The following is a 24,189-nucleotide window of genomic DNA, read 5'->3' on the forward strand; positions in this document are numbered from 1 at the left end:
GGATGGAAGAGGGAAACGGTCAGGTCAGGGACAGCTCGCCGGTGGCGATGCGGCGCACCACGTCGATGAGGAGGCGGCGCTCGACGGGCTTGATGCGCTCGTGCAGGCTGTGCTCGGTGTCGCCGTCGAGGATCGGCACGCGCTCCTGAGCGAGGATCGGCCCGGTGTCGACGCCGTCGTCGACGACGATGACGCTCGCACCGGTCTCGGAGACGCCCGCCGCGAGCGCGTCGCGGACGCCGTGCGCGCCCGGGAACTCCGGCAGGTAGGCCGGGTGGGTGTTGATGAGGCGCGGTGAGTGGGCCGCCACGAGCGAGGCCGGCAGCAGACGCATGAGACCGCTCAGCACTACGAGGTCGGCGTTCCACACGGCGAGCTGTCGCCCGAGCTCCTCGCCCCAGGACTCGCGGTTCTCGTGCTCGTGCCAGGGAACCGTGAAGCTCGGGATGCCGAACTCCTCGGCGTGAGCCAGACCGTCGGCCTGACGGTCGGCTCCGACCACCACGATCCGGGCGGGGAAATCGGGGTGACGAGCGGCCTCGAGGAGGGCGCGAAGATTCGAGCCGGTGCCCGAGATGAGAACGGCGACCGTGAGCACGCGCCCAGTCTACCCGGGGCCTGCCGAGGCCTCCGACCTCGTGTCAGTCGATCGGATCCGCGGGGTCGCGGCGCGGGAGCCGGAACCCCTCGTCGCTCTGCACCGTCGTGCCGAGCGGCGAGGTCTCGAAGTCGGGACGGTCGAGTCGATCGTCGAACGCCGGGGCGGATGCGGCCATCTCGGCCCGCCATCGATCCGTGCGCTCTTCTGCGAGCTCGTCACGGTGCCGCGGAGACAGGAGCAGGATCGCAGCGCCGACGAGCACCTCGGCGCCCAGGGCGAGGGCGAAGGCGAGCGGTGCGGGGCCGGTCTCGGCGAGACGACCCGGACCGCTCGAGCCCGAGGCGAGCACCGCGGCGATGGCGGCGACTCCCGCCGTGAGGACGCCGATGCCCGCGGCGATCGCGAGCCGAGGGCCTGTGCCGAGCGGAGTGCCCTCCCACACGAGGCGCGAGCGCACAGCCCATCCCGCGAACGCACCGGCGCCGATCGGCAGGAGGATCACGATCAGCATCCAGATCGACGTGTTCTCGGGAAGCAGTCCGAACAGCGGGATGCCGGGGACCACGCCGAGCTGCGTGCCTGCGGGCGACACAGCGGTGGCCGCCCCGACGGCGAAGCCGGGCCCCGCGAGCCACGACACCGCCCACACGATCACGGTGGGGAGGAACGCGAGCTGGCCGAGCGTGAGCACGGTCGCGCCGAGCGCGTCGACCCGCGAAGCCTGGAACAGGGCGACGACGTCTCCCCCGCGCAGGAGCGTCATGAGGGCGACGGCGAGAGCTCCGATGGCCGTGACCGCGGTGACCGCGATCGCCGTGCCCCGCACCGCCGCCGCCGGCACCGGACCCCAGTCGCCCCAGGAGTCCACGATGTCGTGCACGCGGTCGATCAGGCCGCCGTCGCCGTCCTCCCACACCGTGCGCACGGCTCCGGCGACCGCGCCGAGCAGATAGACGGCCGGCGGCAGCAGGATCGCCAGCGCGAGCGGCGTGTGGGCGGCGTCGATGCGAGCGGTGAGAGCGACGGCGGCCGCGATCACGAGCATCGTGGCCGTCCCCGCGCCGACGCCGAGCGGCCAGGCGCCCGCGCGCGCCGCACGCGTTCCGGAGCGCGCGGCGAACAGCAGGGTGAAGACGAGCAGCGCGAGCGGGGTCACCGAGAGGGTGAACGCCGCGGCCTCCGGCGCGATGCCGACCGATCGGACGATCTCGGTCGACAGATCGATGCTCAGCGGAGCCCCATGGCCGAACTGCCACAGCGTCCCCGTGAGCGGCCAGAGCGCGCCCCAGTCGGCGGCGCCGCCGAAGGCGAAGGTCCACAGCAGCGTCAGCGGCGCCAGCAGCACGGCGAGGCCGACCGCGGCCGCGATGGCGGCGTCGACGGCGGCGAGGATCGCGACGAGGAGGCGTTGCATAGCGCTTTCGAGACTACGACGAGAACCCGGTCCGCACCCGCGGGCGCGCGCGGGACGGCCGACACGATATCGTCTCCCACGGAGGTTTCCCGATGTCAACTGCCCCGTCCCCCACGCGTTCCACCGAACCGGCGAACGCCCTGGATCGCTTCTTCGAGATCAGCAAACGCGGATCCACGATCGGCACCGAGGTCCGAGGGGGTCTGGTGACGTTCGTCACGATGGCCTACATCGTGATCCTCAACCCGATCATCCTGTCCGGATCGGCCGACGTCGACGGCAATTCTCTCGACTTCAGCGCGGTCGGCGCCGCCACGGCGCTGACCGCCGGCGTCATGACGATCCTGTTCGGCGTCATCACGCGCCTGCCGTTCGGCTTCGCGGCCGGCCTCGGCATCAACGCATTCGTCGCGTTCTCGGTGGTCGGCCAGGTGACGTGGCCCGAGGCGATGGCCCTCGTGATGATCAACGGTGTCGTGATCGTGCTGCTCGCCGTCACCGGCCTGCGCAAGATGATCTTCGACGCCGTGCCTTTCCAGCTCAAGATCGCCATCACCGTCGGCATCGGACTGTTCATCGCGTTCATCGGCTTCGTGAACTCCGGCTTCGTTACGGCGACCCTGGCCGCATCGCCGCCCGTCGGGCTCGGCGTCGGCGGGTCCGTCGCCACGGTTCCGACCGTGCTCTTCATCGTCACGCTGATCATCACCGGCATCCTCGTGGCCCGCAAGGTCAAGGGCGGCCTGCTGATCGGACTCGTGTCCGGCACCGTCCTCGCGGTCATCGTCGAGGCGATCTGGCACCTCGGCGCTGCCGCCGACGGCAACGCCGGCGGCTGGGGCCTCACGGTCCCGGCGCTCTCCGGTGTGCCTTTCAGCCTGCCCGACCTCAGCCTCGTCGGCGCCGTGGACTTCGGCTTCGATCTCAGCAAGGTCAGCCTCGTCGCGATCGTGATGATCGTCTTCACCCTCGTGTTCTCGAACTTCTTCGACGCCATGGGAACCATGACGGGCCTCGCGAAGGAGGCCGAGCTCGCCGATGAGAAGGGCGACTTCCCGCGCATCAAGTCCGCGCTCGTCGTGGAGGGCGTCGGCGCGATCATCGGCGGTGGCACGTCGTCGTCGTCGAGCACCGTGTTCATCGAGTCCGGCGCAGGCATCGGCGAGGGCGCGCGCACGGGCTTCGCGAACGTCGTCACGGGCGCGTTGTTCCTGCTCGCGATGTTCCTCACGCCGCTGACCTCGATCGTGCCGACCGAGATCGCCGCCGCTGCGCTCGTGATCGTCGGCGCGATGATGATGGCGCAGATCAAGTACATCGATCTGACGGACTTCGGCGTGCTGCTGCCGGTGTTCCTCACCGTCACGGTCATGCCGCTCACCTACTCGATCGCCAACGGCATCGGGGCGGGCTTCGTCAGCTGGGTGCTGATCCAGGCGGTGTCCGGCAAGGCGAAGCGCATCAGCCCGTTGCTGTGGGTCGTCGCCGCCGGCTTCGTGATCTTCTTCGCACGGGGCCCGATCGAGGCGCTGTTCGGCGTCGGGGTCTGACCCGCGCACCTCGCAGATCGACACGAACTTCGGACGCCTCCACCGAGGACGTCCGGAGTTCGTGTCGTTCTGCGTGATCTGCGTCAGCCTGTGACCGCGTCGAGAAGCCGGTCGAGCGCCTCGTGCCCGCGCACGCGTGCATCCTCGTCGTCCGTTCGTCCGCTGAGCCAGACAGCCAGCTCGTTCATCGCACCGGACAGCGCGGCGGTGAGAGGGTCGAGCAATGCGGGAGCGAGCCCGAGCTCTGCAAGGCCTTGTCTCAGCTCCCGCGCGGGCCCTGCGCCGTCGAGCCGACGCCAGTCCTCCCAGCTGAGCACGGCTGGACCGTCGACCAAGAGCACCCGCGCAGCCGGACCCCGGGTGATCGCGTCGAGGAACGCATGACTCCCCTGGCGCAGTGCGGCGCGGGTGTCGTTCGTGTCACCCGTGGCGGCGACGATCGCCTCCGCCACGGCCTGCTGCTGCACCTGCGCTACGGCCGCGAACAGTCCGGCTTTCGACGTGTAGTGGTGATAGACCGCGCCGCGGGTGACATCGGCCGCACGCGCGATGGCGTCGACGGATGAGATGGCGAACCCCCGGTCGGCGAAGTGCTCGGTGGCAGCGCCGAGGATGCGAGCGGCGGTGAGGGCGGCGTCGGAGGCGGAAGCGCGAGGCATGGAGTTCCTTTACGTGCGACTTGTATGTATTCTAGTCACGCAGCTATACAAACATGTTGTATGTAAAGGAGAGGTCATGGAGATCACGAGCTTCTACCCGGTCCTGATGGTCGACGATGTCGAGGAGTCGGCGCGTTTCTATCGCGAGGAGCTGGGCTTCGAGACCACGTTCGAGGCGGACTGGTACATCAGTCTGCGGTTCGAGGGCGGCGAGCTGGCGATCCTCGACCGTCGGCACGAGACGATTCCCGAGGGCTTCCGTGAAACCGTGCGGGGACTGCTTCTCAACGTCGAGGTGACGGATGCCACCGCCGAGTACGCGCGTCTGGTCCGAGGTCACGGGCTCCGCGAACTCCTGCCGCTGTGCGACGAGTCCTTCGGGCAGCGGCACTTCATCGTCGAGGCTCCGGGCGGCGTGCTCATCGACGTGATCGAGGAGATCGAGCCATCCCCCGAGTTCGCCGCTGCGTTCGCCTGACAGCATCCGTCTCAGTGCGAGAACTCTCAGAAGACACGAACCGCGCATCGCTGGCCGAGAGCGCCCGAGATTCCTGTCGACCGGCGAATCCGTGATGGGGCGCGCGCGGCCACCGGGCATGAGAAAGGCCCCGGGGTGGAGCCCGGGGCCTTCTCGTACAGCTTAGCGCGTCAGAGCGACTCGATGATCTCGCGCATCAGGGCGGCGGTCTCGGACGGCGTCTTGCCGACCTTGACGCCGGCGGCCTCCAGGGCCTCCTTCTTGGCCTGCGCGGTGCCGGCGGAGCCCGACACGATGGCGCCGGCGTGGCCCATGGTCTTGCCCTCGGGCGCCGTGAAGCCCGCGACGTAGCCGACGACCGGCTTCGTGACGTGCGCCTTGATGTAGTCGGCCGCACGCTCCTCGGCGTCGCCGCCGATCTCGCCGATCATGACGATCGCCTTGGTCTCGGGGTCGGCCTCGAACGCGGCGAGCGCGTCGATGTGCGTGGTGCCGATGACCGGGTCACCGCCGATGCCGATGGCGGTCGAGAAGCCGAGGTCGCGCAGCTCGAACATCATCTGGTAGGTCAGGGTGCCCGACTTCGACACGAGACCGATCGGGCCCTTGCCGGTGATGTTCGCCGGCGTGATGCCCACGAGCGCCTCGCCGGGCGTGATGATGCCGGGGCAGTTCGGCCCGATGATGCGGGTCTTGTTCCCCTTGCTCTGCGCGTAGGCCCAGGCCTCGGCCGAGTCGCCGACGGGCACGCCCTCGGTGATCACGACGAGCAGCGGGATCTCGGCGTCGATGGCCTCGATCATCGCGTCCTTGGTGAACGCACCCGGCACGAAGGCGATCGACACGTCGGCGCCGGTCTCCTTCATGGCCTCGGCGACCGAGCCGAAGACGGGGAGCTCGACGGCGTTGCCGTCCTTGTCGGTGTGGGAGACCGTCGTGCCGGCCTTGCGGGCGTTGACGCCGCCGACGACCTGGGTACCGGCCTTGAGCATCAGCGCGGTGTGCTTGGTGCCCTCACCGCCGGTGATGCCCTGGACGATGACCTTGGAGTCCTTGTTGAGGTAGATCGACATTCTTCTCGTCCTTCAGTCTCAGGCGTTGGCGAGCTCGGCGGCCTTGTCGGCGCCCTCGTCCATGGTGGCGGCCAGGGTCACGAGCGGGTGCGCGTACTCCGCGAGGATCGCGCGTCCCTCCTCGACGCGGTTGCCGTCGAGGCGCACGACGAGCGGCTTGGAAGCCGCGGAGCCGAGGGTCTCGAGGGCGCCCTTGATGCCGTTGGCGACGGCGTCGCACGCCGTGATGCCGCCGAAGACGTTCACGAACACGCTCTTGACCTGCGGGTCGCCGAGGATGACGTCGAGGCCGTTGGCCATGACCTCCGCCGAGGCGCCGCCGCCGATGTCGAGGAAGTTCGCGGGCTTGACCCCGTTGTGGTTCTCACCGGCGTACGCGACGACGTCGAGCGTCGACATGACGAGACCCGCGCCGTTGCCGATGATGCCGACCTCGCCGTCGAGCTTGACGTAGTTGAGACCAGACTTCTTGGCCTTGGCTTCGAGCGGATCGGCGGCGTCCTTGTCCTCGAGCTCCTCGTGCTCCGGGTGGCGGATCTCCGAGGCGTTGTCGTCGAGCGTGACCTTGCCGTCGAGGGCGATGATGTCGCCCTCCTCGGTGCGGACGAGCGGGTTGACCTCGACGAGCGTCGCGTCCTCGCCCTTGTAGACGTCGAACAGCTTCACGAACACGTCGGAGACCTTCTCGACGAGGTCCTCCGGGAACTTCGCGGCGCGAGCGATCTCGACCGCCTTCTCCTTGTCGATGCCGGTGAGCGGGTTGACCTCGACGCGCGCGAGCGCCTCGGGACGCTCGACGGCGAGCTCCTCGATCTCCATGCCGCCCTCGACCGAGCACAGGCTCAGGTAGGAGCGGTTGGCGCGGTCGAGCAGCACGGAGAAGTAGAACTCCTCGGCGATGCGCGCACCCTGCGCGACCATGACGCGCTTGACGACGTGGCCCTTGATGTCGAGGCCGAGGATGGCCTTCGCGGCCTCGTACGCCTCGTCGGGGGTCTTGGCGACCTTGACGCCGCCGGCCTTGCCGCGGCCACCGGTCTTCACCTGAGCCTTGACGACGACGACGCCGCCGATCTTCTCGGCCGCCGCCCTCACCTCTTCGGGGGTGTCCGCGACGATGCCGGCGAGGACCGGCACTCCGTACTTCTCGAAAACGTCTCGTGCCTGGTACTCGTACAGATCCACTGTGGTTCCTTCACTGGGCTGCTGTCTGGTAATTCTCTCGATGTCGAGACATCGACCAGTCCCCCAGCCTACTACCTCGGCCTGGACGTCTCGGAGCGTCGCAACCCCTGGCGCGAGGCCGTCGAGGTTCTAGGCTTTCGCTATGCGAGACTTCACCGATTCGCGCGACGCCGTCGTCGCCGCCGCTCTCGAGCTGTTCCAGACGCAGGGCTTCGACCAGACCTCGGTCGAGCAGATCGCCAAGGCCGCCGGCGTCTCCCGGTCGACGTTCTTCCGCCAGTTCGGCGGCAAGGAGGACGTGGTCTTCGCCGACCACGAGGTCATGCTCGACCAGCTGCGCGAGTTCCTCGCCGAGGGGCACGACGACCCGTGGGGCGCGGTGTGCGCGGCATCCGAGTCTGTGTTCGCCCATTTCGCGCACGATCCCGAGCTCGCGCGCCGGCGCTATCAGGTGGTCCGGCAGGTGCCGGTGCTGCGGGAACGCGAGATCATCACGGTGTTCCGCTACGAGCGCCTGTTCGACGAGTACCTGCGCAGCGCGCTGCCGGGTGTGGATCCGCTGGATGCCGTCGGCTTCGCCGCCCTTGTCACGGCGGTGCACAACCACGTGCTGCGGCAGCTGCTGCGGGGGCGCAAGAAGGTGCCGCTCGCGACGCTGCAGACCGCGCTGGCCGATGTGCGTCGTCGCTACGGGGTCCCCGCGGAGGCCGAGACGGGCGCGCCGGACGACGTCGTCGTCGCGGTGTTCCCGCGGTCGATGCCGATCGCCGAGATCACGCGACGGCTGCGCTCGCAGCTCGACTGAGCAGCCCGGTACCGGCGGTCGTGCGATCCTTCGCACCCCTCGTCGTGAAACCGAGTTTCGGGGAGTACGATACTGAGGTCCACGAAGGAGTCCTCATGAGCACCGCAGCTGCCCCGATCCCCGGCGAGAGCGTGTCGTCATACGACGTCACCGGACGCCAGGACAGCGACTACTACGCCGTCTTCGCCGACATCCCCGCCGCCGACCGCGAGGCCTGGGACCGCGCCAAGGCGTACATCGACGAGGTCGGCCCGCAGATGGCCGCGGCCTGGGACCGCGCGGAGTACCCGCTCGACGCGGCGCGACGAATGGGCGAGATGGACCTCGTGGTGGACGGGATCGAGCATCCCTCCCTCACGCGCCTCTCCCCTCTCGCCGCCGGCCTGGTCAACATGGAGATCTCCCGCGGCGACGGGTCACTGGGCACGGTTCTGGCCGTGCAGGGCGGCCTCGCGCTGCGCACACTCGCACTCTTCGGCTCTCCGGCGCAGCAGGAGCGCTGGCTCACCGGGCTCGCCGACGGATCGGTCCTGGGTTCGTTCGCGCTCACCGAACCCGACCACGGCTCCGACTCCGTCTCGCTCGAGACCGTGGCCCGCCGCGACGGTGAGGAGTGGGTGCTCCGCGGGGCGAAGAAGTGGATCGGCAACGGCGCCTCCGGAGGCATCACGTTCGTGTGGGCGCGCGTCGACGACGAGTCCGCCGCCGAGCACGGCGCGGTGCGGTGCTTCCTCGTCGAGCAGGAGACCGCCGGCTACACCGGCACTGTGATCCCCGGCAAGGCCTCGCTGCGCGCGATCCACCAGGCGCACATCCGCCTCGACGACGTCCGCGTGCCGCTCGACGCCGTGCTGCCGGGGACGAAGAGCTTCAAGGATGCGTCGACCGTGCTGTACGCCACCCGCTCGGGCGTCGCCTGGTCGGCGCTGGGCCACGCCACCGCCTGCTACGAGGCCGCCCTCGCCTACGCGACGCAGCGCGTGCAGTTCGGCAAGCCCCTCGCGAAGTTCCAGATGGTGCAGGAACGCCTCACGCACATGCTCGAGGACCTGACGGCCATGCAGCTGTACTGCCGCCGCCTGGCCGACCTCGAGAGCGCTGGCGAGCTGCGCCCCACCCAGGCCTCGCTCGCGAAGTTCCACAACACCCGCGCCGCGCGGCGCGTCGCGGGCATCGCCCGAGACCTGCTCGGCGGCAACGGCATCCTGCTCGAGAACGGCGTGATGCAGCACATGGCCGACATCGAGGCAATCCACACCTACGAGGGCACCGAGAGCGTGCAGGCGCTCCTGCTCGGCCGGGACATCACCGGGATGAGCGCGTTCGTCTGAGTGCGGCCGGACGCGTGCGGCGACAGATGTCCGTCAGTCGCAGCCGCAGCCGCCGGCGGGTGTCTTGACCATGAAGCAGACGTCGCACACGCCGTAGTCGCGCTCGACGGGCTTCGGCGCCGCCGCGACGCGCGGGGCTGCCGCCGCCCGCGGCGTCGATGCGCGCTTGGCCTTGACGGGTGCGATCGGGCGGAACTCGCTCGGGTGCGTTACATAGAAGTACGGCGCGCGGCCCTCGCTCGCGCGGAGACGCAGGGGCGCGGAGCCCACCACGACGATCTCGTCCTCGGCGAAGCCGTTCGTGTAGGTCTTGCCGATGTGGAGACTCGCGCCGGGGCCGCGACGGATCGCCTCGATGTACCGACCGCGGTCGATGTAGGAGGAGATTCCGACGGCATCCGTGATCGCCGTGATGAACTCGTGGTTCTCTTCGGCGATGCGGTGCGCACGGAGCGCCTCACGCAGGGAGCGGTACGGACGGGAGGTTCCGGTGGGGGTCGGGCCCTGGACTTCGTTCATCCCTTCAAGGATCTCACGACCCGACGTGGAAGACTGGCCGCATGGTTCGCGCGACGATCATCGGATCCGGCCCGAACGGCCTCGCGGCGGCGGTCGCCCTCGCGAGAGCCGGGTACGAGGTGCGCGTGCTCGAAGCCGCCGACACGATCGGCGGCGGCGTTCGCAGCCTCGAGAGCACCCTGCCGGGGTTCCTCCACGACGTGTGCTCGGCCGTGCACCCCGCGGCCCTCGCCTCGCCGTTCTTCCAGGCGTTCGGGCTCGCAGACCGCGTCGACTGGATCGTCCCCGACATCTCCTACGCGCATCCCCTCGACGACGGACGCGCCGGCGTCGCCTGGCGCGACATCGAGAAGACCGCCGCAGGGCTCGGCGCCGACCGGAAGGCGTGGCTGGCACTGCTGCGCCCGTTGAGCCGCCACATCGAGGGCGTCGTCGACTTCACCGGCAACCAGATGCTGCGAGTGCCCCGCGACCCCGTCATCGCGGCGCGCTTCGCGCTGCGGATGCTGGATCAGGGCACGCCCCTCGCGAAGCGGGCGTTCCGCACAGAGGAGGCCGCGGGCTTGATCTCGGGCGTCCTCGCCCACGCTCCCGCGCGGATGCCGTCGCTCGCCGCCTCCGCCGCGGGCCTGCTGCTCGCCGCGCAGGGGCACGCCGGGGGCTGGATGTACCCTCGCGGAGGCGCGCAGCGCATCGCCGACGCCCTGGTCTCGGACGTCGAAGCGCACGGTGGATCCGTCGAGACCGGGCACCACGTCACCGACCTCGGCGATCTCGACTGGGGCGACCCGGACGCCGGCGATCTGCTGATGCTGAACACCTCGCCGCGTCTGCTGCTCACCCACCCGGACATCCCGAACCGCTATGCCCGCGCGATCCAGCGCTACCGCTACGGCGCGGCCGCCGCGAAGGTCGACTTCGCCCTCGACGGCCCGGTGCCGTGGACGAACGCCGATGTCGCTCAGGCACCCACCGTGCACGTGGGCGGCACCAGGGCCGAGGTGGCCGCCAGCGAGAACGCGGTCGCCCGCGGCCGCGTCAGCGAGCGTCCGTACGTCCTCACGGTCCAGCCGTCCGTGTTCGACCCGAGCCGCGCCCCTGAGGGCAAGGCCGTGCTGTGGGCGTACATCCATGTGCCCGCGAACTCGGACCTCGACCCGACCGAGCTCGTCGCTCGCCAGGTCGAGCGCTTCGCCCCGGGGTTCCGCGACCGCGTCCTCGCGCACCACGCCGTGCCCGCCTCGTCGCGCGAGGCGATCAACCCCGCCGAGATCGGCGGCGACATCCTCGGCGGCGCGTTAACGCTCCCGCAGGCGATCCGACGGCCCGTCCTGAGCACCGCGCCATGGCGCACACCGATGCGCGGCGTGTACCTCGCCTCCGCGTCGACGCCACCGGGCCCAGGGGTGAACGGCATGGCGGGCTGGCACGCGGCCCGCACCGCCCTCCGTGACGCCGGGGAACGCGTCACTCTCGACGAGCTGTTCGATCCCCCTTCTGCCGCCGCACTCTGACGGCCAGGATGGGGTCATGCGCTATGAGATCCCCTCCCCCATGCTGGCCAAGGCCGCGGCATCGGTCCCCGATCCCACGAAGACGCCGGGAGGCCTGCTGTTCGAGCCGAAGTGGGACGGGTTCCGCGGGCTGGTCGCGTGGGACGGCGAGACCGTGGAGATCGGTTCGCGCGGCGCGAAGCCGCTGACCCGCTACTTCCCGGAACTCGTCGAGGCGATCCCCCGGCTGCTGCCAGGGCCGTGCCTGCTCGACGGCGAGATCGTGGTCGCGACCGGGGCGCCGGGGGCGCAGCGGCTCGACTGGGAGGCGCTCAGCCAGCGCATCCACCCGGCCGCCTCCCGTGTCGCGAAGCTCTCGGAGGAGACGCCGGCGATGTTCATCGCGTTCGATCTGCTCGCCGAGGGCGACGAAGACCTCCGCGAGACGCCGTTCTCGGAGCGCCGCGCCCGACTCGAGGAGCTCCTCTCCGGCGTGGATCATCCGCTGCACATCACCCGGACCACCCGAGATCGCGACGCCGCGGTGCGCTGGCTCTCGGAATTCGAGGGGGCGGGGCTCGACGGCGTCGTCGCCAAGCCCCTCGACCAGCCCTACGCCCCGGGCAAGCGCACGCTCGTGAAGGTCAAGCACGCGCGCACCGCCGACGTCGTGGCGCTCGGCTACCGCATCCACAAGTCCGGGTCCGGTGTGGGGTCGCTGCTCGTCGGCCTCTACGACGCCGACGGCGTGCTGCGACAGGTCGGAGGCGTGGCCGCGTGGACCGACAAGCGCCGTCAGGAGCTCGTCGACGAGTTGGCCCCTCTCGTCGAACGCGACGACGATGGCGAGGCGGTGAAGGGCGAGAGCGAGCGCTCGCGCTTCAGCGGCGCGAAGGACGTGTCGTTCGTGCGCTTGCGTCCCGAACTCGTGCTCGAAGTGCGCTATGACCAGCTGGAGGGCTCACGGTTCCGGCACACGGTGCAGTTCGAGCGCTGGCGGCACGATCGCGAGGCGCGCTCGTGCACGTATGAGCAGCTCGAGACTGTCGCGGGCTACGACCTCGCCGATGTGATCGGCTGATCCGCCCCGCCGCGCCCGTCACACCGCCCGTCTGTTTCTGCCATATGGCACAAGTAGACGAGGCGTTTGCGCCATATTGCAGAAATAGACGGGTCGGGGTGGGGATCAGGCGTCGACGGGGTCGCCGTTCTCGTCCCAATGCGCCGCGACCTTTTTACTCGGCTGCACGCGCGGGGGCTCCCCCGGCATCTTCGGGAACTCCGGCGGGAAGGACAGCTCGCCCAGGCCGTCGGCGACATCGCGCTCCCACCAGTCCAGCAGCGTGTCGATGCGACCCGGGTTCGCCTGCATGTCCGCCCACGGGTCGCCGACGTCCTCCAGCCGCGCGGGGATGCTGCGCACCGTGAACGCCGCCGGGTCGAGGCCGTCGAGCTCCTCCCAGTGCACGGGAGTCGAGACCGTGGCACGCGGGAGCGCGCGCGGGCTGTACGCACCCGCCATCGTGCGGTCGCGGTTCGCCTGGTTGAAGTCGATGAAGATGCGCTCGCCGCGCTCCTCCTTCCACCAGTTCATCGTCACCTGCTCGGGCATCCGGCGCTCCAGCTCACGACCCGCGGCGATCACCGCGTGCCGCACGTCGAGGAACTCGTGCTCCGGGAGGATCGGCGCGAACACATGCAGTCCGCGATTGCCGCTCGTCTTCGCGAAAGCCTCGAGTCCCGCCTCACGGAGCACCTCGCGCAGCGTGTGCGCCGCCGTCACGGCATCCGCGAAGGTGGTGCCCGGCTGCGGGTCGAGGTCGATGCGGAGCTCGACGGGGTTGTCGGGATCGGTCGCGAGAGACGCCCAGGGGTGGAAGACGATCGTGTTCATCTGCGCAGCCCAGACGATCGCGCTCGGACGGTTCAGCACGATCTGCGGATGCCGTCGCCCGCTGTTGTACGTCACGGTCACGGCATCCACGAACTCGGGGGTGCCCTTGGGCGGGTTCTTGGAGAAGAAGCCGTCCGGACGTGATCCTGCCGAGCCGACACCGTCGCGGAAGCGCTCCAGCGACACAGGGCGGTTGCCGTTGGCCGCGAGGAACGGCCCGCTCACGATCTGGAAGTACTCCGCGAGCTCGGCCTTGGTGATGCCGGCGTCGGGCCACACCAGCTTGTTCGGACTCGACAGCACGACCTCGCGGTCGCCATCGGAGTCGGTGACGGTCAGGGTCACGCGTTCGGAGGCCATGCTCCGACCCTAGGGGTCAGGTGCGACCCACGGTAGCCCCGCAGCGCGCGCGGGGTGGGGGCTCTCAGTCGCCGAGATCGACAGCGAGCACGAGCACCGGGGCGAGCGCCTCACGCTCGACGACGAGTGTCGGACCGGCGGAATCGATGATCACGCCGGCCATCTCCGAGTGACTCGACAGGAGCTTGGCGAGCTGCTCGGGATCGAACGGCAGCGGGCGGTCGCCACGACCCAGGGCGATGACCTCGAGGGGATGCGAGAACAGCTGCAGGAAGCGCCGACCGTCCGTGGTCTGCGCCTCGGCGATGCCCGGCTGCCCCGTGCCCGCACCCTCGTTCACCGCCACCCACATGCGCTTGCTCGCGAGCGCCTCGCCCACCCTGACCGCGGTGTCCTGCGAGCGGGGCGTCGCGAGGATCGACTTGACCGTCATCTCCACGTCGGCCTGCTCCAGGGTCTTCTCGAGCAGCTCGGTCGGGAAGACCACGCGGTGCGGGGCCGAGGCGTTGTCGACGATCAGCCCGGCGAAGTCGCCGACGACGACCTGCTGCAGCACTGAGGTCACCGGTTGAGCGACCGCCGAGGTCGCGGTCGGATCCTTCTCGAGCTGCACGGAGTCGCGGACGGCCGCGGCCGAGCTGAACGCGAGCATGAACTGACGCTCACCGTCGCGGACGACAGCGACCGAGAGCGGCTTGCCCTCGCTGATCTGCGCACGCGCATCGCCGTTCACGCGGATGTAGAGGTGGCCCTGCAGGGCCTGGCGAAGCACACCGAGGAGCTGCTCGTTCGAGGCACCCTGTTCGATCTCCGCGAGGGCCTCGCGGAGCAGCACGTTGTCCTTCATTCCCGCGACGGTCTCGGTCTGCTCGGGCGGCAGCGGGGACGCGAGCGGGAGACGCCGCTCGGGCGCCGCCTCGACGACCGGGGCGGTCGATACGGGGGCCGCGGGGGCGCCGGAGACGCCGAACGTGCCGGTGGAGGTGGCGGGCTCGTCCGCCGGGAGCGAGACCGCGGGGCCCGCCTGCGCGCCGACCCCCCGGAACGCCTGCACCGAGATACCGATGGCCGGGGCGGCCTCGACCGGCTCGACGGCTTCGGACGTCCCGGCAGCCTCAGGCGACTCCGCGGGGACTTCGGACTCGGCCGATGCCTCGGCGGATCCGGTCGCGTCCGTCTCGTTCCGGTCGGCGACGACGTCGTCAGCGGACTTCTTGCGGCGGGAGAACAGGGCCATATCAATCACCCTAACCCGCGGATCCTCTAGATCTTCTCGATCGGCGCGACCTTGATCAACAGCTTCTTCTGCCCGGCGGAGTCGAACCGCACGTGCGCGATGCGCTTGGCACCCTCGCCCGTGACCGCGTCGACCCGCCCCTCGCCGAAGTCGGCGTGCCGGATGCGATCGCCGGCGGCCAGCTCGAGATCGCCGTTGTCGCGCATCTTCGCGGTCACGCGGTTCGGGAACTTGTCCATCGCGGTCGACAGCGGCTTCAGGGAATCGCGGCCGGGCAGCGGCTTGACGCCGAAGCGGTCGTTCGAGCCGTTCCCTCCGAAGCCTCCCGCCCGGCGAGCGTTCAACGCGCGGGACTGCATACCGCCGCGGGAGTTCACGTCCCCCGGCGACTGGCGCCAGTCGATGAGTCCTGCCGGGATCTCCTGCAGGAAGCGACTGGGCATCGCGACCGAGACCTCGCCGAACTGCGCGCGGGTCATCGCGAGCGACAGGTGCAGGCGCTTGCGCGCACGGGTGATGCCGACGTAGAACAGCCGGCGCTCCTCCTGCGGTCCGCCGGGCTCCCCCGCCGAGATCCGATGCGGGATGAGGTCCTCCTCGACGCCGGTCACGAACACCGCGTCGTACTCGAGCCCCTTGGCCGTGTGCATCGTCATGAGCGACACCGTGCCGGACTCGTCGTCGAGGTCGTCGGCATCCGACACCAGAGCGACCTCCGTGAGGAAGTCGACGATCGTGCCCTCCGGGTTGTTGCGTGCGAAATCGCGCGCGACGGCGACGAACTCGTCGAGGTTCTCGACACGCGCCTCGTCCTGGGGGTCGCGGCTCGCGCGGAGCGCGTCCAGGTAGCCGCTCTTCGACAGCAGCACGCTGAGACCGTCGGCGACAGAGGTGGGAGGGGGGACCTCGCCGGACGCGGGCAGCATGATCTCGGTGGCCTCTGCCAGGGTCGCGTCGAGCTGCGCGATCCCCGCCTGGATCTTCGGACCGACGCCGAGCTGTCCCGGTACCGAGAGAGCCTGCCGAAAGGTGATGTCATGGTCCTCTGCGAACCGGGCGATCGCGGTCTCGGTGACGTCGCCGATGCCGCGACGAGGCTTGTTGAGGATGCGGCGGACCGCCATCTCGTCGGCGGGGTTCGCGACCGCGACCAGGTAGGCCAGTGCGTCCTTGATCTCGGCACGCTCGTAGAACTTCGTGCCGCCCATGATCTTGTACGGCACGGCGGAGCGGATGAAGATCTCCTCCAGTGCACGGGACTGCGAGTTCGTGCGGTAGAACACGGCCATCTCGGCGTAGGGCATTCCTGCGCGCCTCAGCGCCTCGACCTCGTCGGCGACGAACTGGGCCTCGTCGTGCTGCGAGTACCCCGTGAAGCCGATGATCTTGTCGCCGTCGCCCTTGTCGCTCCAGAGCTTCTTGTCCTTGCGGTCGAAGTTGTTGCCGATCACGGAGTTCGCCGCCGACAGGATGTTCTGCGTCGAACGGTAGTTCTGCTCCAGGAGAACGACGCGCGCTCCCGGGAAGTCGCGCTCGAACTCGCTGATGTTGCGGATGTCCGCGCCGCGGAACGCGTAGATGGACTGGTCGGAGTCGCCGACGACCGTAAGCGAGGCACCCTCGAGCTCCGGTGTCGTCTCCGGTTCGAAGATCATCATGCCGTTCGAGGCATACGGGTCGGGCGCATCGCCGGAGACCGGTCGCGTGAGCTCGTGGATCAGGGCGTACTGCGCATGGTTCGTGTCCTGGTACTCGTCGACGAGGATGTGCCGGAAGCGGCGGCGGTACGTGTCGGCGACCTGCGGGAACGCCCGGAACAGGTAGACCGTCTGCCCGATCAGGTCGTCGAAGTCGAAGGCGTTCGCCTTCTGCAGCTGTCGCTGGTAGTCGGTGAACAGCTCCACGAAGATCCGCTCGGCGGGGTCGCTCATGTTCGCCTGGCGCGCGTAGGCCTCGGCATCCGACAGCTCGTTCTTGAGCTTGGAGATGCGGCCCTGCACGGATGCGGGCGTCAGACCGTAGGCGTCGGCCTCGTGCTCCTTGACGAGGCGCTTGATGAGTGCACGCGAGTCTCCCGAGTCGTAGATCGTGAACGACTTCGTGAACCCGAACTGCTGGGCCTCGCGGCGGAGGATCCGCACGCACGCCGAGTGGAAGGTCGAGATCCACATGCCGCGCGCCGCGTCGCCGATGATCCCCTCGACGCGTTCGCGCATCTCGCCCGCGGCCTTGTTCGTGAAGGTGATCGCGAGGATCTGACTCGGCCACGCCTCGCGCGAGCGGAGCAGCGAGGCGATGCGCCGCGTGAGCACACTGGTCTTGCCCGACCCCGCGCCCGCGACGATGAGCAGAGCAGGACCGCGATAGGTCACGGCCTCGAGCTGCTGGGGGTTGAGGCCGGCCAGGAGGTCGTCCTGGCCCTCGGCTCCCGAGGAGCGCGGGCCGACGGATCCGGGGACGATGAGCGGGGCTTCTGTCATGACCTTAAGAGTCTAGGCGGCGGCACCGACACCGGCGGCTCGGCGGGGACGGGATGGGCGGGACGCCTATGCGCCCCGCCCATCCCGTGTCGCGCGACCTAGGCGGACTGGTAGCGACGGCGCACGGCGGCAGCACCCGCCACCAGCAGCGCGATCGCGAGCAGGATGCCGACCACCGGCATCTCGGCGCCCGTCGCGGCGAGCACGCCGCCCGCCGTGATGCGGATGTCCGCCCAGCCCACGAGCTCGCCGGATGCGGTGTAGATCGCGATCCGGTGCGCACCGAGCGGCGCATCCATCGGGATGGTGACCGTGAACGTCCCGGCGGCCGAGGCTGTGCCGCTCGCGAGCAGCACCGGGTCGGAGTACATCCAGACGGCGATGCCCTCCCCGGCGCGGTCGGCGCCGAGGGAGACCGTGACGCGATCGCCGCGACCCGCGACGCTCGGGTTCACGGTCACGCCGTTGCGGTTGTCGTCCGTCAGAGCCGAGCCGGGCAGCGGCGGCGTCGGACCGGGGCCCGTCCCGGGACCCGTCCCGGGGTTCTCGCCTCCCGGGTTACCGCCCGTGGTCGTGGGAAGCGTCCCGGTGCGCAGCGCCTCGCTGGCGTAGCCGTCGGCGAACCACCACACCGGGCGCTGGCCGTCCACCGCAAGCGAGGCCGGCGCCGTGGCAAAACCCTCGTTGTTGATGTCGGGCATCCCGGCGGGGCGAGCGAAGTGCGCGATCCCGGGCTCGTCGGTGCCGTTCAGGGTGATCTGGGCCGAGCGTCCCTGGCAGCCGTCGTCGCACACGGCCCACAGCACGCCGAGCACGCTGTCGTAGTCGAGCGCCATGACGCCCGCGAGACCGGGCGCGATCTCCGACACGAGCGTCGCCGAGCCGTCGGCGCCGAGCGCGAACGCGTAGACGTGGCCATTGTCCTCGACGGCGACGAAGAACAGGCCGTCGCCGTGTCCCGTGTAATCCGCGGAGTCGTAGGCGGCACCGGTGTTCTTGTCGAACAGCCTGCCGTCGAGCGCCGAGTCCGGCACCCACTGCACGGCCTCCATGCCGAGGTTCGCGCCGACAGCGGGCAGCAGCGAGGTGAGGTCCCACTCCCGCTGGGCGACCAGGTCGCCTGCCGCCGCCTCGGGATCGACCTTCAGCACGGTGTTGAGGTTCACGCCCTTGGCGCTGTTGTCGCGCTCGGAGGCGACGTACACGAAGCCGTCGCCGTCGACCGTGATGCCCTCGGTGTCAGGCCCTGCTGCGGACGGGTTCGCCGCGTCCATCTGGAAGCGGACGCGCTTGCCCGCTTCCCAGCCCGTGATCGTCGAGAACGAGCCGTCGGCGTGCGCCTCGACCTTCCAGATACGACCCTCGCCGTTGTCGACGGCCCAGAGGAACGTCCCCTCGGCGGTCTCCTGCACGTCGAGACCCGAGCTGTCCTCCAGGAAGGTCGGAGCCGAGTCGAGCACGCGCACCTCGGCGGAGCCGGGCCACACCGACACCGGGGTCTCGCCGGCGCACACGTTGGGCTCGCCCTTCGTCGACTTCTCCGTCACGGCGAAGACGCCCGTCGTGTCGGGGCAGCGACCCCACGTGGTCGCTGCGTGCCCCTCGCCCCACGCCGTGGAGTCGACGAGCAGGTCGCCGTCGAACACGCGCACCGCGTCGCCCCCGCCGAGTCCGAAGCCGAGGTCGGCGCCCTCGATCACGAGGTAGCCGCCCGCGGCGATCGCGGAGCCCTCAGGGATCGTGTACACGTGCGTGTCGTCATCGTCCTTCACGACGATGCCCGAGACGTCGAGCACGGCATCCGTCGGATTCACGAGCTCGACCCAGTCGCCGGGCGTCCCGCCATCGGACTCGACCTCGTTGATGCGCACCGGGTTGCCGCACGCGTTGCGCAGGCCCTTGGTGGACGTCGCGATGTCGAGGAAGTCGCCGGTGCCGTCGGGGCAGCGGGCCAGCACGCCGGCCGCATGCGCGGCGTAGACATGCTGGTCGACCGTGTTGCCGTTCGCATCGCGCAGCGTCACGGTGTCGCCGCCGCCCAGGCCGAAGACGAAGTTCACGTGCTGATCGAACACGAAGTACGCGCCTGGTTGGAGGACCGTGCCCGCGGGCAGCGGAGTCGTCTCGTCGGCGTGACCGACCGGGTCGTCGTCCATCACGCTCCAGCCGGTCATATCGATGGGCGTGGTGCCGGCGTTGAGTACCTCGATCCAGTCGGTGTCGTCGCCGTTGGACTCGATCTCGTTGATCACGACGTCGGGGACGACGCAGGAGTTCGCCGCTCCCGGCGTCGCGTGGGCGAGGGCGAAGACACCCTGGCCGTCGGGGCAGCGTGCGAGGGTGGCGGCGGCGAAGTCGCCGTCGATAGCGGCGTGGCCGGCCCACGGCAGCGTGTCGTCGATCATCGTGCCCGTGGCGTCATAGAGACGGATGCGGTCGGCGCTGCCGATCCCGATCGGCTCCCGGAACGGCGCCTCGACGCCGCCGACCAGGCCGATGGACGACTCGTCCACGACGAGGAACTGGCCGGGCGCGATCGACGTGCCGGCGAGGAACCGCCAGCGGTGGTCGTCGGAGTTGTCGCGGATCTCGTAGCCCGAGATGTCGAGGGGCTCGTCGCCCGGGTTGTAGAACTCGACCCAGTCGGCGGGCTGCGAGTCCACCTCGTTGATGACGATCGACCCGCTGACGGGCTCGTTCGAGGGGAAGACGTTCGCCGCGCCTCTGGTCGACTCCGCGGTCGCGGCCCATTCGACGGCGCCGTCGACGTCGCGCGCACCCCAGGTCGCGACGGCGTGACCGGTCCAGCTGGTCTCATCGATGATCGCGCCGTTCGTGTCGAACAGGCGCACCTGGTCGTCCTTGCCGAGGCCGAAGTCGAACTGACCGGCGCCGGTGTCGCCGTCGAGCTGGTCGATCACGAGGTAGGCGCCGGGCTGCACGATCGTCCCCTCGGGGAAGACGTACGAGCTGTCGTCCTTGTCGTCCTTCACGACGAAGCCGCTGAGATCGACCGCGTCCACGGATGTGTTGAGGAACTCGATCCAGTCGCCGGGGGCTCCCCCGTCGGACTCGACCTCGTTGATGCGGATGCCGGATTCGGCTCCGGTGGCTGAGAGGGGCACGGCGAGCAGTGCGGCGGCGCTGAGGGCGCACACCGCCGTGACCGCCGCCGCAGAACGCAGGCGGGACATGGATCTCCTGAGGGGATGCAGACGGGTGTGCCCTCAGACCACCGATCGCGCATGGCCGCGCGGGGACGTGAGAGTGGACGGCGGGTGAACGCGCCGTGGCCGTTCGCCCGATCGCCCGGCGAATCCGACGCTCAGCCTCGGAAGAACGCGACGCCCAGGTCGGGGTGGTCGACGAAGACGCCGTCGACGCCGGCGCGGGCGATCACACCCCACTCGGCCTCGTAGTCGCCGTAGGCCTCCGCACCACCGGCACCGCGGAACTCTTTCGCGAGGAAGCGGTTCTCTGGTCGGCACGTCCACGTGAAGACCTTCAGGCCCCGCGCGTGCGCGTCCGTGACGATCGTGTTGCCCCGCGCCAGGAGCATCTTCTTGTCGACGCTGATGCCGTCGACCGATCCGACGAGGTCGTCCAGACCCTTCGGCTCGACCGTCGCCCTGTATGTCCGCGCCCGAGTGCCGTGGGCGGCGAACAGATCGTAGGGGCGGCCGCCCGCCTCGATCAGGTAGATGTACGAGGCGGAGATCCCGCGTTCGCGGAGCTGCCCGAGCACGGTCGACTCGAACGACTCGATCACGAGCGGCAGCTCGCCGGCTGCCCAGCCGGACGCGCGCAGGTCGCGCTCGATGAGCGGCGCGAGCGGGAGTCCGATGCTCTCGAAGTAGGTCGCGTGCTTGACCTCGAGCACGACGCCGAGCTCGCGTCCGTGCTCGGCGGAGGCCTCGCGCACGATGTCGAGCGCGTCGATCAGCCGGAGGATGCCCTGCCCGCCGTCGAAGCTCGCGCTCGACAGACGCACTTCGGGCAGGCGCTCTCGGCTGCGCAGGGTCGACAGCTCCTCCCACGTGAAGTCCTCGGTAAACCAGCCGGTCAGCGCCTGACCGTCCACGCGCTTGGTCGTCTTGCGGTCCGCGAACTCGAATCGCGTGGCGACGTCGGTCGTGCCGGAGATCTCGTTCTCGTGGCGGACGACGAGCACGCCGTCCTTCGTCGCCACGACGTCGGGTTCGACGGCATCCACCCCCATCGCGAGAGCGAGCTCGTACGAGGAGCGCGTGTGCTCCGGACGGTAGCCGGGCGCACCGCGGTGCCCGATGACGAGGGGGGATTTCCTTGGCACGCTCACAGCGTAAGACACCCGCGCGACACGCCCGTACGGGTATCGTGGAGGAAAGCGACCTACAACCCCTTTGGAGTGAGGCCCACCATGAGCAACTTCGCTTTCAACAATCCGGCGTTCCAGCAGCAGGATCCGCGTAACGTCGCGACCTACCCCGGGGCGCCGCAGGGCGCTCAGGGTGCACAGGCCGCCTCGTTCCAGCACGGCACGATGGATGCCGCCGCTAACGCCCAGCTGGAGGGCATGTACGCCGCTCCCCCGGCCGGCGCTCTCGAGACCGACCGCATGTCGGTCGAGGACACGGTCTGGAAGACGGCCGGCCTGTTCGGCATCCTCCTCGTCACCGCGGCCATCGGCTGGGTCTTCACACTCGGCGGCGTCGCCGCCCCCGAGTTGAACCCGTACGACCGCTTCCAGCCGAACATGCTGCCCTGGATCGTCGGAGCACTCGGTGGCTTCGTGCTCGCGATGGTCATCACCTTCACGTCGCGCAAGAAGGTCCGCCCCGCGCTGATCTTCGCCTACGCCGCGTTCGAGGGTCTGTTCATCGGTGGCATCTCGGCCTTCTTCGAGGTCCTGTGGCCCGGCATCGTCATGCAGGCGACGCTCGCGACCGTGTCGGTCGTCGGCGTGACGCTCGCCCTGTTCGCGAGCGGCAAGATCCGCGCCTCCAAGAAGGCCACCAAGATCTTCATGATCGCCATGGTCGGCTACCTCGTCTTCTCCGTACTCAACCTCATCCTCATGTGGACGGGTGTGCTCCCCCAGGGCCAGGCATTCGGCCTGTACAGCGCTGAGATCTTCGGCATCCCGCTCGGACTCATCATCGGCGTCCTCGTCGTCATCATGGCGGCGTACTCGCTCGTGCTCGACTTCGACCAGATCCAGCAGGGCGTCCGCAACGGCGCTCCCCGCAAGTACGGCTGGCTCGGTGCCTTCGGCATCATGGTCACGGTCGTCTGGCTCTACGTCGAGATCCTGCGCATCATCGCGATCGTCCGCGGCAACAACTGACCGCACCCCTCGATGAAGCCCGCCTCCCTTCGGGGAGGCGGGCTTTTGCCATACACGGAGGGCTTGTCGCAAGGGGTTGGCTGAAAGAACGCTGGGAGAGCACAATGGACGGCAAGAAGCCCCGGCACCCCGGGGCTCCCGATTTATAGGAGCTGACCATGAGTTTTCTCGGCTTTCTTCTTCTCGGCCTCATCGCCGGGGCCATCGCCAAGCTGATCCTCCCCGGCAAGCAGGGCGGCGGCTGGTTCGTGACCCTGCTGCTCGGCGTCGTCGGCGCTCTGCTCGGCGGCTGGCTCGGCAGTCTGATCCTCAACCGTCCGCTCACGGAGTTCTGGGACCTGGGCACCTGGCTGCTCGCGATCGGCGGTTCGATCATCGTCCTGCTGATCTACGGCCTGATCGTGGGGCGCGGCAGCAAGTCGCGCGCCTGACCTCGGCGCAACACAGCAGAGAAGCCCCCTCGGCGCATCGCCGAGGGGGCTTCCTCCTGTTCAGAGGCCAGCGGCCTTGGCGTCCAGCAATGCGCGCTCCCGGTCGTTTCCGGCCAGCGACGCAGCGGTCGCGAACTCGCTACGCGCCTCGTCGACCCGCCCCAACCGCAGCAGCAGCTCACCCCGCGTCGCCGGCAGCAGGTGGTAGCCGCGCAGCGCGCCCGAGGCAGAGAGCTGATCGATGATGCGGAGAGCGGATGCCGGACGCGTGGCCATCGCCACGGCAGCCGCCCTGTTCAGTTCCACCACGGGCGAAGGCGAGAGGCGACCCAGCGCCTCGTACAGCAGCACGATGCGGTCCCAGTCGGTCTCCTCCACCGAGGGTGCGACCGCGTGGCACTCTGCGATCGCGGCCTGCAGTCCATAGGCGCCACGCCCCGTGCCCCGCGCATCGGCCGTCGCAAGGGCCGCTCTGCCCCGCGCGATGCGGCCACGATCCCAGCGCCGCCGATCCTGATCGGCGAGCAGCACGGGATCGCCGTTCGCATCGACCCTGGCAGGGAACCGCGCCGCGGTGAGCTCCATGAGCGCCAACAGGCTGTGCACGTCGCGCTCGGTCGGCATGAGGGCCGCAAGCACTCGCGTGAGCCGGATCGCCTCGACGCCGAGCTCGGGGCGCATCCAATCGCTCCCGCTGGACGCCGCATGGCCCTCGTTGAAGATCAGGTACAGGACTCCGAGGATCGCCCCCAAACGCTCCGCGTGCTCCTCGCGCGGCGGCATCTTGAAGGGCACGTGCGCGGCGGCGAGCGTCTTCTTCGCCCGGACTATGCGCTGCTGCACCGTGGCCGTCGGCACGAGGAACGCCCGGGCGATCTCCTCGCTCGACAGACCACCGACGACGCGCAGCGTGAGCGCGACCTGCGCCTCTCGCGACAGCACGGGGTGGCACGAGATGAAGATCAGGCGCAGCACGTCGTCGTCGACGGCATCCGGGTCCCAGGGCAGCGCGTCAGCCGCCTCGTCCTGCCCGCGCTCGAGGTCGTGCGCGATCACGGCGATCCGGTCGTCCAGGCGTTCCCGTCGTCGCCAGCCGTCGACGGCCTTGCGCTTCGCCACCGCGGTGAGCCAGGCCGCACCGTTGCGCGGGACGCCCTCCTCGGGCCACTGGCGCAGGGCGTCGAGAAGCGCCTCCTGCGCGAGGTCCTCCGCGAGTCCGAAGTCGCCCACCATGCGGGTGAGCGTCGCGACGATCTTCGCCGACTCGATACGCCACACGGCGGCGACGGCGCGCTCCGCCGCTCCCCCGTCGGGGGCGGAACGCGCCGTCTCGCGGTCGGGTGAGTCGGTCAT

Annotated in this window: 20 protein-coding genes; 8 read left to right on the forward strand and 12 right to left on the reverse strand. The window is 69.7% G+C overall.

Features of this window, described 5'->3' with window-relative positions; genetic code table 11:
• Nucleotides 1-19: 19 nt before the first annotated feature.
• Nucleotides 20-598 (reverse strand): phosphoribosylglycinamide formyltransferase, encoded by a 579-nt coding sequence (gene purN / locus MRBLMX7_RS05130; protein WP_363366492.1) that lies wholly within the window; start codon nt 596-598, stop codon nt 20-22.
• Between the two features lie 43 nt (nt 599-641).
• Nucleotides 642-2,015: a DUF6350 family protein gene (locus MRBLMX7_RS05135; RefSeq protein ID WP_363366493.1), complete on the reverse strand. Its 1,374-nt coding sequence runs from the start codon at nt 2,013-2,015 to the stop codon at nt 642-644.
• 92 nt (nt 2,016-2,107) lie between these two features.
• On the opposite strand from MRBLMX7_RS05135, the gene MRBLMX7_RS05140 reads away from it, so the two are divergent.
• Complete coding sequence (locus MRBLMX7_RS05140; RefSeq protein WP_363366494.1) at nt 2,108-3,565, forward strand: NCS2 family permease; 1,458 nt, start codon at nt 2,108-2,110, stop codon at nt 3,563-3,565.
• 83 nt (nt 3,566-3,648) lie between these two features.
• On the opposite strand, the gene MRBLMX7_RS05145 is transcribed toward MRBLMX7_RS05140, so the two are convergent.
• Complete coding sequence (locus tag MRBLMX7_RS05145; RefSeq protein WP_363366495.1) at nt 3,649-4,224, reverse strand: TetR/AcrR family transcriptional regulator; 576 nt, start codon at nt 4,222-4,224, stop codon at nt 3,649-3,651.
• A 76-nt stretch (nt 4,225-4,300) separates the two neighbouring features.
• On the opposite strand from MRBLMX7_RS05145, the gene MRBLMX7_RS05150 reads away from it, so the two are divergent.
• Complete coding sequence (locus MRBLMX7_RS05150) at nt 4,301-4,702, forward strand: VOC family protein (RefSeq protein ID WP_363366496.1); 402 nt, start codon at nt 4,301-4,303, stop codon at nt 4,700-4,702.
• 170 nt (nt 4,703-4,872) lie between these two features.
• Here MRBLMX7_RS05150 and sucD read toward each other — a convergent pair whose 3' ends face one another.
• Together sucD and sucC are read right to left on the reverse strand one after the other, a co-directional pair.
• The gene (gene sucD, locus MRBLMX7_RS05155) at nt 4,873-5,775 is read right to left on the reverse strand and encodes a succinate--CoA ligase subunit alpha (protein ID WP_363366497.1); all 903 of its coding nucleotides are present in this window, start codon (nt 5,773-5,775) and stop codon (nt 4,873-4,875) included.
• Between the two features lie 18 nt (nt 5,776-5,793).
• Nucleotides 5,794-6,960 carry an ADP-forming succinate--CoA ligase subunit beta gene (gene sucC, locus MRBLMX7_RS05160; protein WP_050721612.1) on the reverse strand — a complete coding sequence of 389 codons (1,167 nt, stop codon included), beginning with the start codon at nt 6,958-6,960 and terminating at the stop codon, nt 5,794-5,796.
• Between the two features lie 142 nt (nt 6,961-7,102).
• On the opposite strand from sucC, the gene MRBLMX7_RS05165 reads away from it, so the two are divergent.
• Both MRBLMX7_RS05165 and MRBLMX7_RS05170 read left to right on the forward strand, forming a co-directional pair.
• On the forward strand, nt 7,103-7,765 hold the full coding sequence (locus MRBLMX7_RS05165; protein ID WP_363366498.1) for a TetR/AcrR family transcriptional regulator: 663 nt from the start codon (nt 7,103-7,105) through the stop codon (nt 7,763-7,765).
• A gap of 95 nt (nt 7,766-7,860) precedes the next feature.
• Nucleotides 7,861-9,096 (forward strand): acyl-CoA dehydrogenase family protein, encoded by a 1,236-nt coding sequence (locus tag MRBLMX7_RS05170; protein ID WP_363366499.1) that lies wholly within the window; start codon nt 7,861-7,863, stop codon nt 9,094-9,096.
• A gap of 33 nt (nt 9,097-9,129) precedes the next feature.
• On the opposite strand, the gene MRBLMX7_RS05175 is transcribed toward MRBLMX7_RS05170, so the two are convergent.
• Nucleotides 9,130-9,615 carry a hypothetical protein gene (locus MRBLMX7_RS05175; RefSeq protein WP_363366500.1) on the reverse strand — a complete coding sequence of 162 codons (486 nt, stop codon included), beginning with the start codon at nt 9,613-9,615 and terminating at the stop codon, nt 9,130-9,132.
• 41 nt (nt 9,616-9,656) lie between these two features.
• Between MRBLMX7_RS05175 and MRBLMX7_RS05180 the strand changes: the two genes are divergently transcribed.
• Both MRBLMX7_RS05180 and MRBLMX7_RS05185 read left to right on the forward strand, forming a co-directional pair.
• Complete coding sequence (locus tag MRBLMX7_RS05180; RefSeq protein ID WP_363366501.1) at nt 9,657-11,129, forward strand: phytoene desaturase family protein; 1,473 nt, start codon at nt 9,657-9,659, stop codon at nt 11,127-11,129.
• Nucleotides 11,130-11,145: 16 nt separating this feature from the next.
• The gene (locus MRBLMX7_RS05185) at nt 11,146-12,189 is read left to right on the forward strand and encodes an ATP-dependent DNA ligase (RefSeq protein WP_363366502.1); all 1,044 of its coding nucleotides are present in this window, start codon (nt 11,146-11,148) and stop codon (nt 12,187-12,189) included.
• A 105-nt stretch (nt 12,190-12,294) separates the two neighbouring features.
• On the opposite strand, the gene ligD is transcribed toward MRBLMX7_RS05185, so the two are convergent.
• The 5 genes from ligD to MRBLMX7_RS05210 form a co-directional block, all read right to left on the reverse strand.
• Nucleotides 12,295-13,362 (reverse strand): non-homologous end-joining DNA ligase, encoded by a 1,068-nt coding sequence (ligD, locus tag MRBLMX7_RS05190; protein WP_363366503.1) that lies wholly within the window; start codon nt 13,360-13,362, stop codon nt 12,295-12,297.
• Between the two features lie 64 nt (nt 13,363-13,426).
• Nucleotides 13,427-14,599 carry an SseB family protein gene (locus MRBLMX7_RS05195; protein ID WP_363366504.1) on the reverse strand — a complete coding sequence of 391 codons (1,173 nt, stop codon included), beginning with the start codon at nt 14,597-14,599 and terminating at the stop codon, nt 13,427-13,429.
• 26 nt (nt 14,600-14,625) lie between these two features.
• Nucleotides 14,626-17,079 carry an ATP-dependent helicase gene (locus MRBLMX7_RS05200; RefSeq protein WP_363366505.1) on the reverse strand — a complete coding sequence of 818 codons (2,454 nt, stop codon included), beginning with the start codon at nt 17,077-17,079 and terminating at the stop codon, nt 14,626-14,628.
• A gap of 98 nt (nt 17,080-17,177) precedes the next feature.
• Nucleotides 17,178-20,273: a lamin tail domain-containing protein gene (locus MRBLMX7_RS05205; protein WP_363366506.1), complete on the reverse strand. Its 3,096-nt coding sequence runs from the start codon at nt 20,271-20,273 to the stop codon at nt 17,178-17,180.
• Between the two features lie 131 nt (nt 20,274-20,404).
• Nucleotides 20,405-21,391: a glycerophosphodiester phosphodiesterase family protein gene (locus tag MRBLMX7_RS05210; RefSeq protein WP_363366507.1), complete on the reverse strand. Its 987-nt coding sequence runs from the start codon at nt 21,389-21,391 to the stop codon at nt 20,405-20,407.
• An 87-nt stretch (nt 21,392-21,478) separates the two neighbouring features.
• Here MRBLMX7_RS05210 and MRBLMX7_RS05215 point away from each other — a divergent pair, with 87 nt between their 5' ends.
• Together MRBLMX7_RS05215 and MRBLMX7_RS05220 are read left to right on the forward strand one after the other, a co-directional pair.
• Nucleotides 21,479-22,405, forward strand: a complete 927-nt coding sequence (locus tag MRBLMX7_RS05215) for a Bax inhibitor-1/YccA family protein (RefSeq protein WP_363366508.1) — start codon at nt 21,479-21,481, stop codon at nt 22,403-22,405.
• A 158-nt stretch (nt 22,406-22,563) separates the two neighbouring features.
• Entirely contained in the window at nt 22,564-22,836 is a 273-nt protein-coding gene (locus MRBLMX7_RS05220) for a GlsB/YeaQ/YmgE family stress response membrane protein (RefSeq protein WP_050721623.1), read from the forward strand.
• Nucleotides 22,837-22,896: 60 nt separating this feature from the next.
• Here the strand turns inward: MRBLMX7_RS05220 and MRBLMX7_RS05225 are convergent, their stop codons facing one another.
• Nucleotides 22,897-24,189 carry an RNA polymerase sigma factor gene (locus MRBLMX7_RS05225; protein WP_363366509.1) on the reverse strand — a complete coding sequence of 431 codons (1,293 nt, stop codon included), beginning with the start codon at nt 24,187-24,189 and terminating at the stop codon, nt 22,897-22,899.

This window comes from Microbacterium sp. LMX7-1.2, from assembly GCF_040675935.1.
Classification (GTDB): Bacteria; Actinomycetota; Actinomycetes; order Actinomycetales; family Microbacteriaceae; genus Microbacterium.

Bases quoted from the DNA above. Each gene is read 5' to 3' on its own strand.
- MRBLMX7_RS05165 (WP_363366498.1), top strand. From the start codon at position 7,103: ATGCGAGACTTCACCGATTCGCGCGACGCCGTCGTCGCCGCCGCTCTC.
- MRBLMX7_RS05150 (WP_363366496.1), top strand. From the start codon at position 4,301: ATGGAGATCACGAGCTTCTACCCGGTCCTGATGGTCGACGATGTCGAG.
- MRBLMX7_RS05200 (WP_363366505.1), bottom strand. From the start codon at position 17,079: ATGACAGAAGCCCCGCTCATCGTCCCCGGATCCGTCGGCCCGCGCTCC.
- MRBLMX7_RS05215 (WP_363366508.1), top strand. From the start codon at position 21,479: ATGAGCAACTTCGCTTTCAACAATCCGGCGTTCCAGCAGCAGGATCCG.
- MRBLMX7_RS05175 (WP_363366500.1), bottom strand. From the start codon at position 9,615: ATGAACGAAGTCCAGGGCCCGACCCCCACCGGAACCTCCCGTCCGTAC.
- sucD (WP_363366497.1), bottom strand. From the start codon at position 5,775: ATGTCGATCTACCTCAACAAGGACTCCAAGGTCATCGTCCAGGGCATC.
- MRBLMX7_RS05145 (WP_363366495.1), bottom strand. From the start codon at position 4,224: ATGCCTCGCGCTTCCGCCTCCGACGCCGCCCTCACCGCCGCTCGCATC.
- MRBLMX7_RS05195 (WP_363366504.1), bottom strand. From the start codon at position 14,599: ATGGCCCTGTTCTCCCGCCGCAAGAAGTCCGCTGACGACGTCGTCGCC.
- MRBLMX7_RS05170 (WP_363366499.1), top strand. From the start codon at position 7,861: ATGAGCACCGCAGCTGCCCCGATCCCCGGCGAGAGCGTGTCGTCATAC.
- MRBLMX7_RS05225 (WP_363366509.1), bottom strand. From the start codon at position 24,189: ATGACCGACTCACCCGACCGCGAGACGGCGCGTTCCGCCCCCGACGGG.
- MRBLMX7_RS05135 (WP_363366493.1), bottom strand. From the start codon at position 2,015: ATGCAACGCCTCCTCGTCGCGATCCTCGCCGCCGTCGACGCCGCCATC.
- MRBLMX7_RS05140 (WP_363366494.1), top strand. From the start codon at position 2,108: ATGTCAACTGCCCCGTCCCCCACGCGTTCCACCGAACCGGCGAACGCC.
- MRBLMX7_RS05180 (WP_363366501.1), top strand. From the start codon at position 9,657: ATGGTTCGCGCGACGATCATCGGATCCGGCCCGAACGGCCTCGCGGCG.
- MRBLMX7_RS05205 (WP_363366506.1), bottom strand. From the start codon at position 20,273: ATGTCCCGCCTGCGTTCTGCGGCGGCGGTCACGGCGGTGTGCGCCCTC.
- ligD (WP_363366503.1), bottom strand. From the start codon at position 13,362: ATGGCCTCCGAACGCGTGACCCTGACCGTCACCGACTCCGATGGCGAC.
- MRBLMX7_RS05185 (WP_363366502.1), top strand. From the start codon at position 11,146: ATGCGCTATGAGATCCCCTCCCCCATGCTGGCCAAGGCCGCGGCATCG.
- MRBLMX7_RS05220 (WP_050721623.1), top strand. From the start codon at position 22,564: ATGAGTTTTCTCGGCTTTCTTCTTCTCGGCCTCATCGCCGGGGCCATC.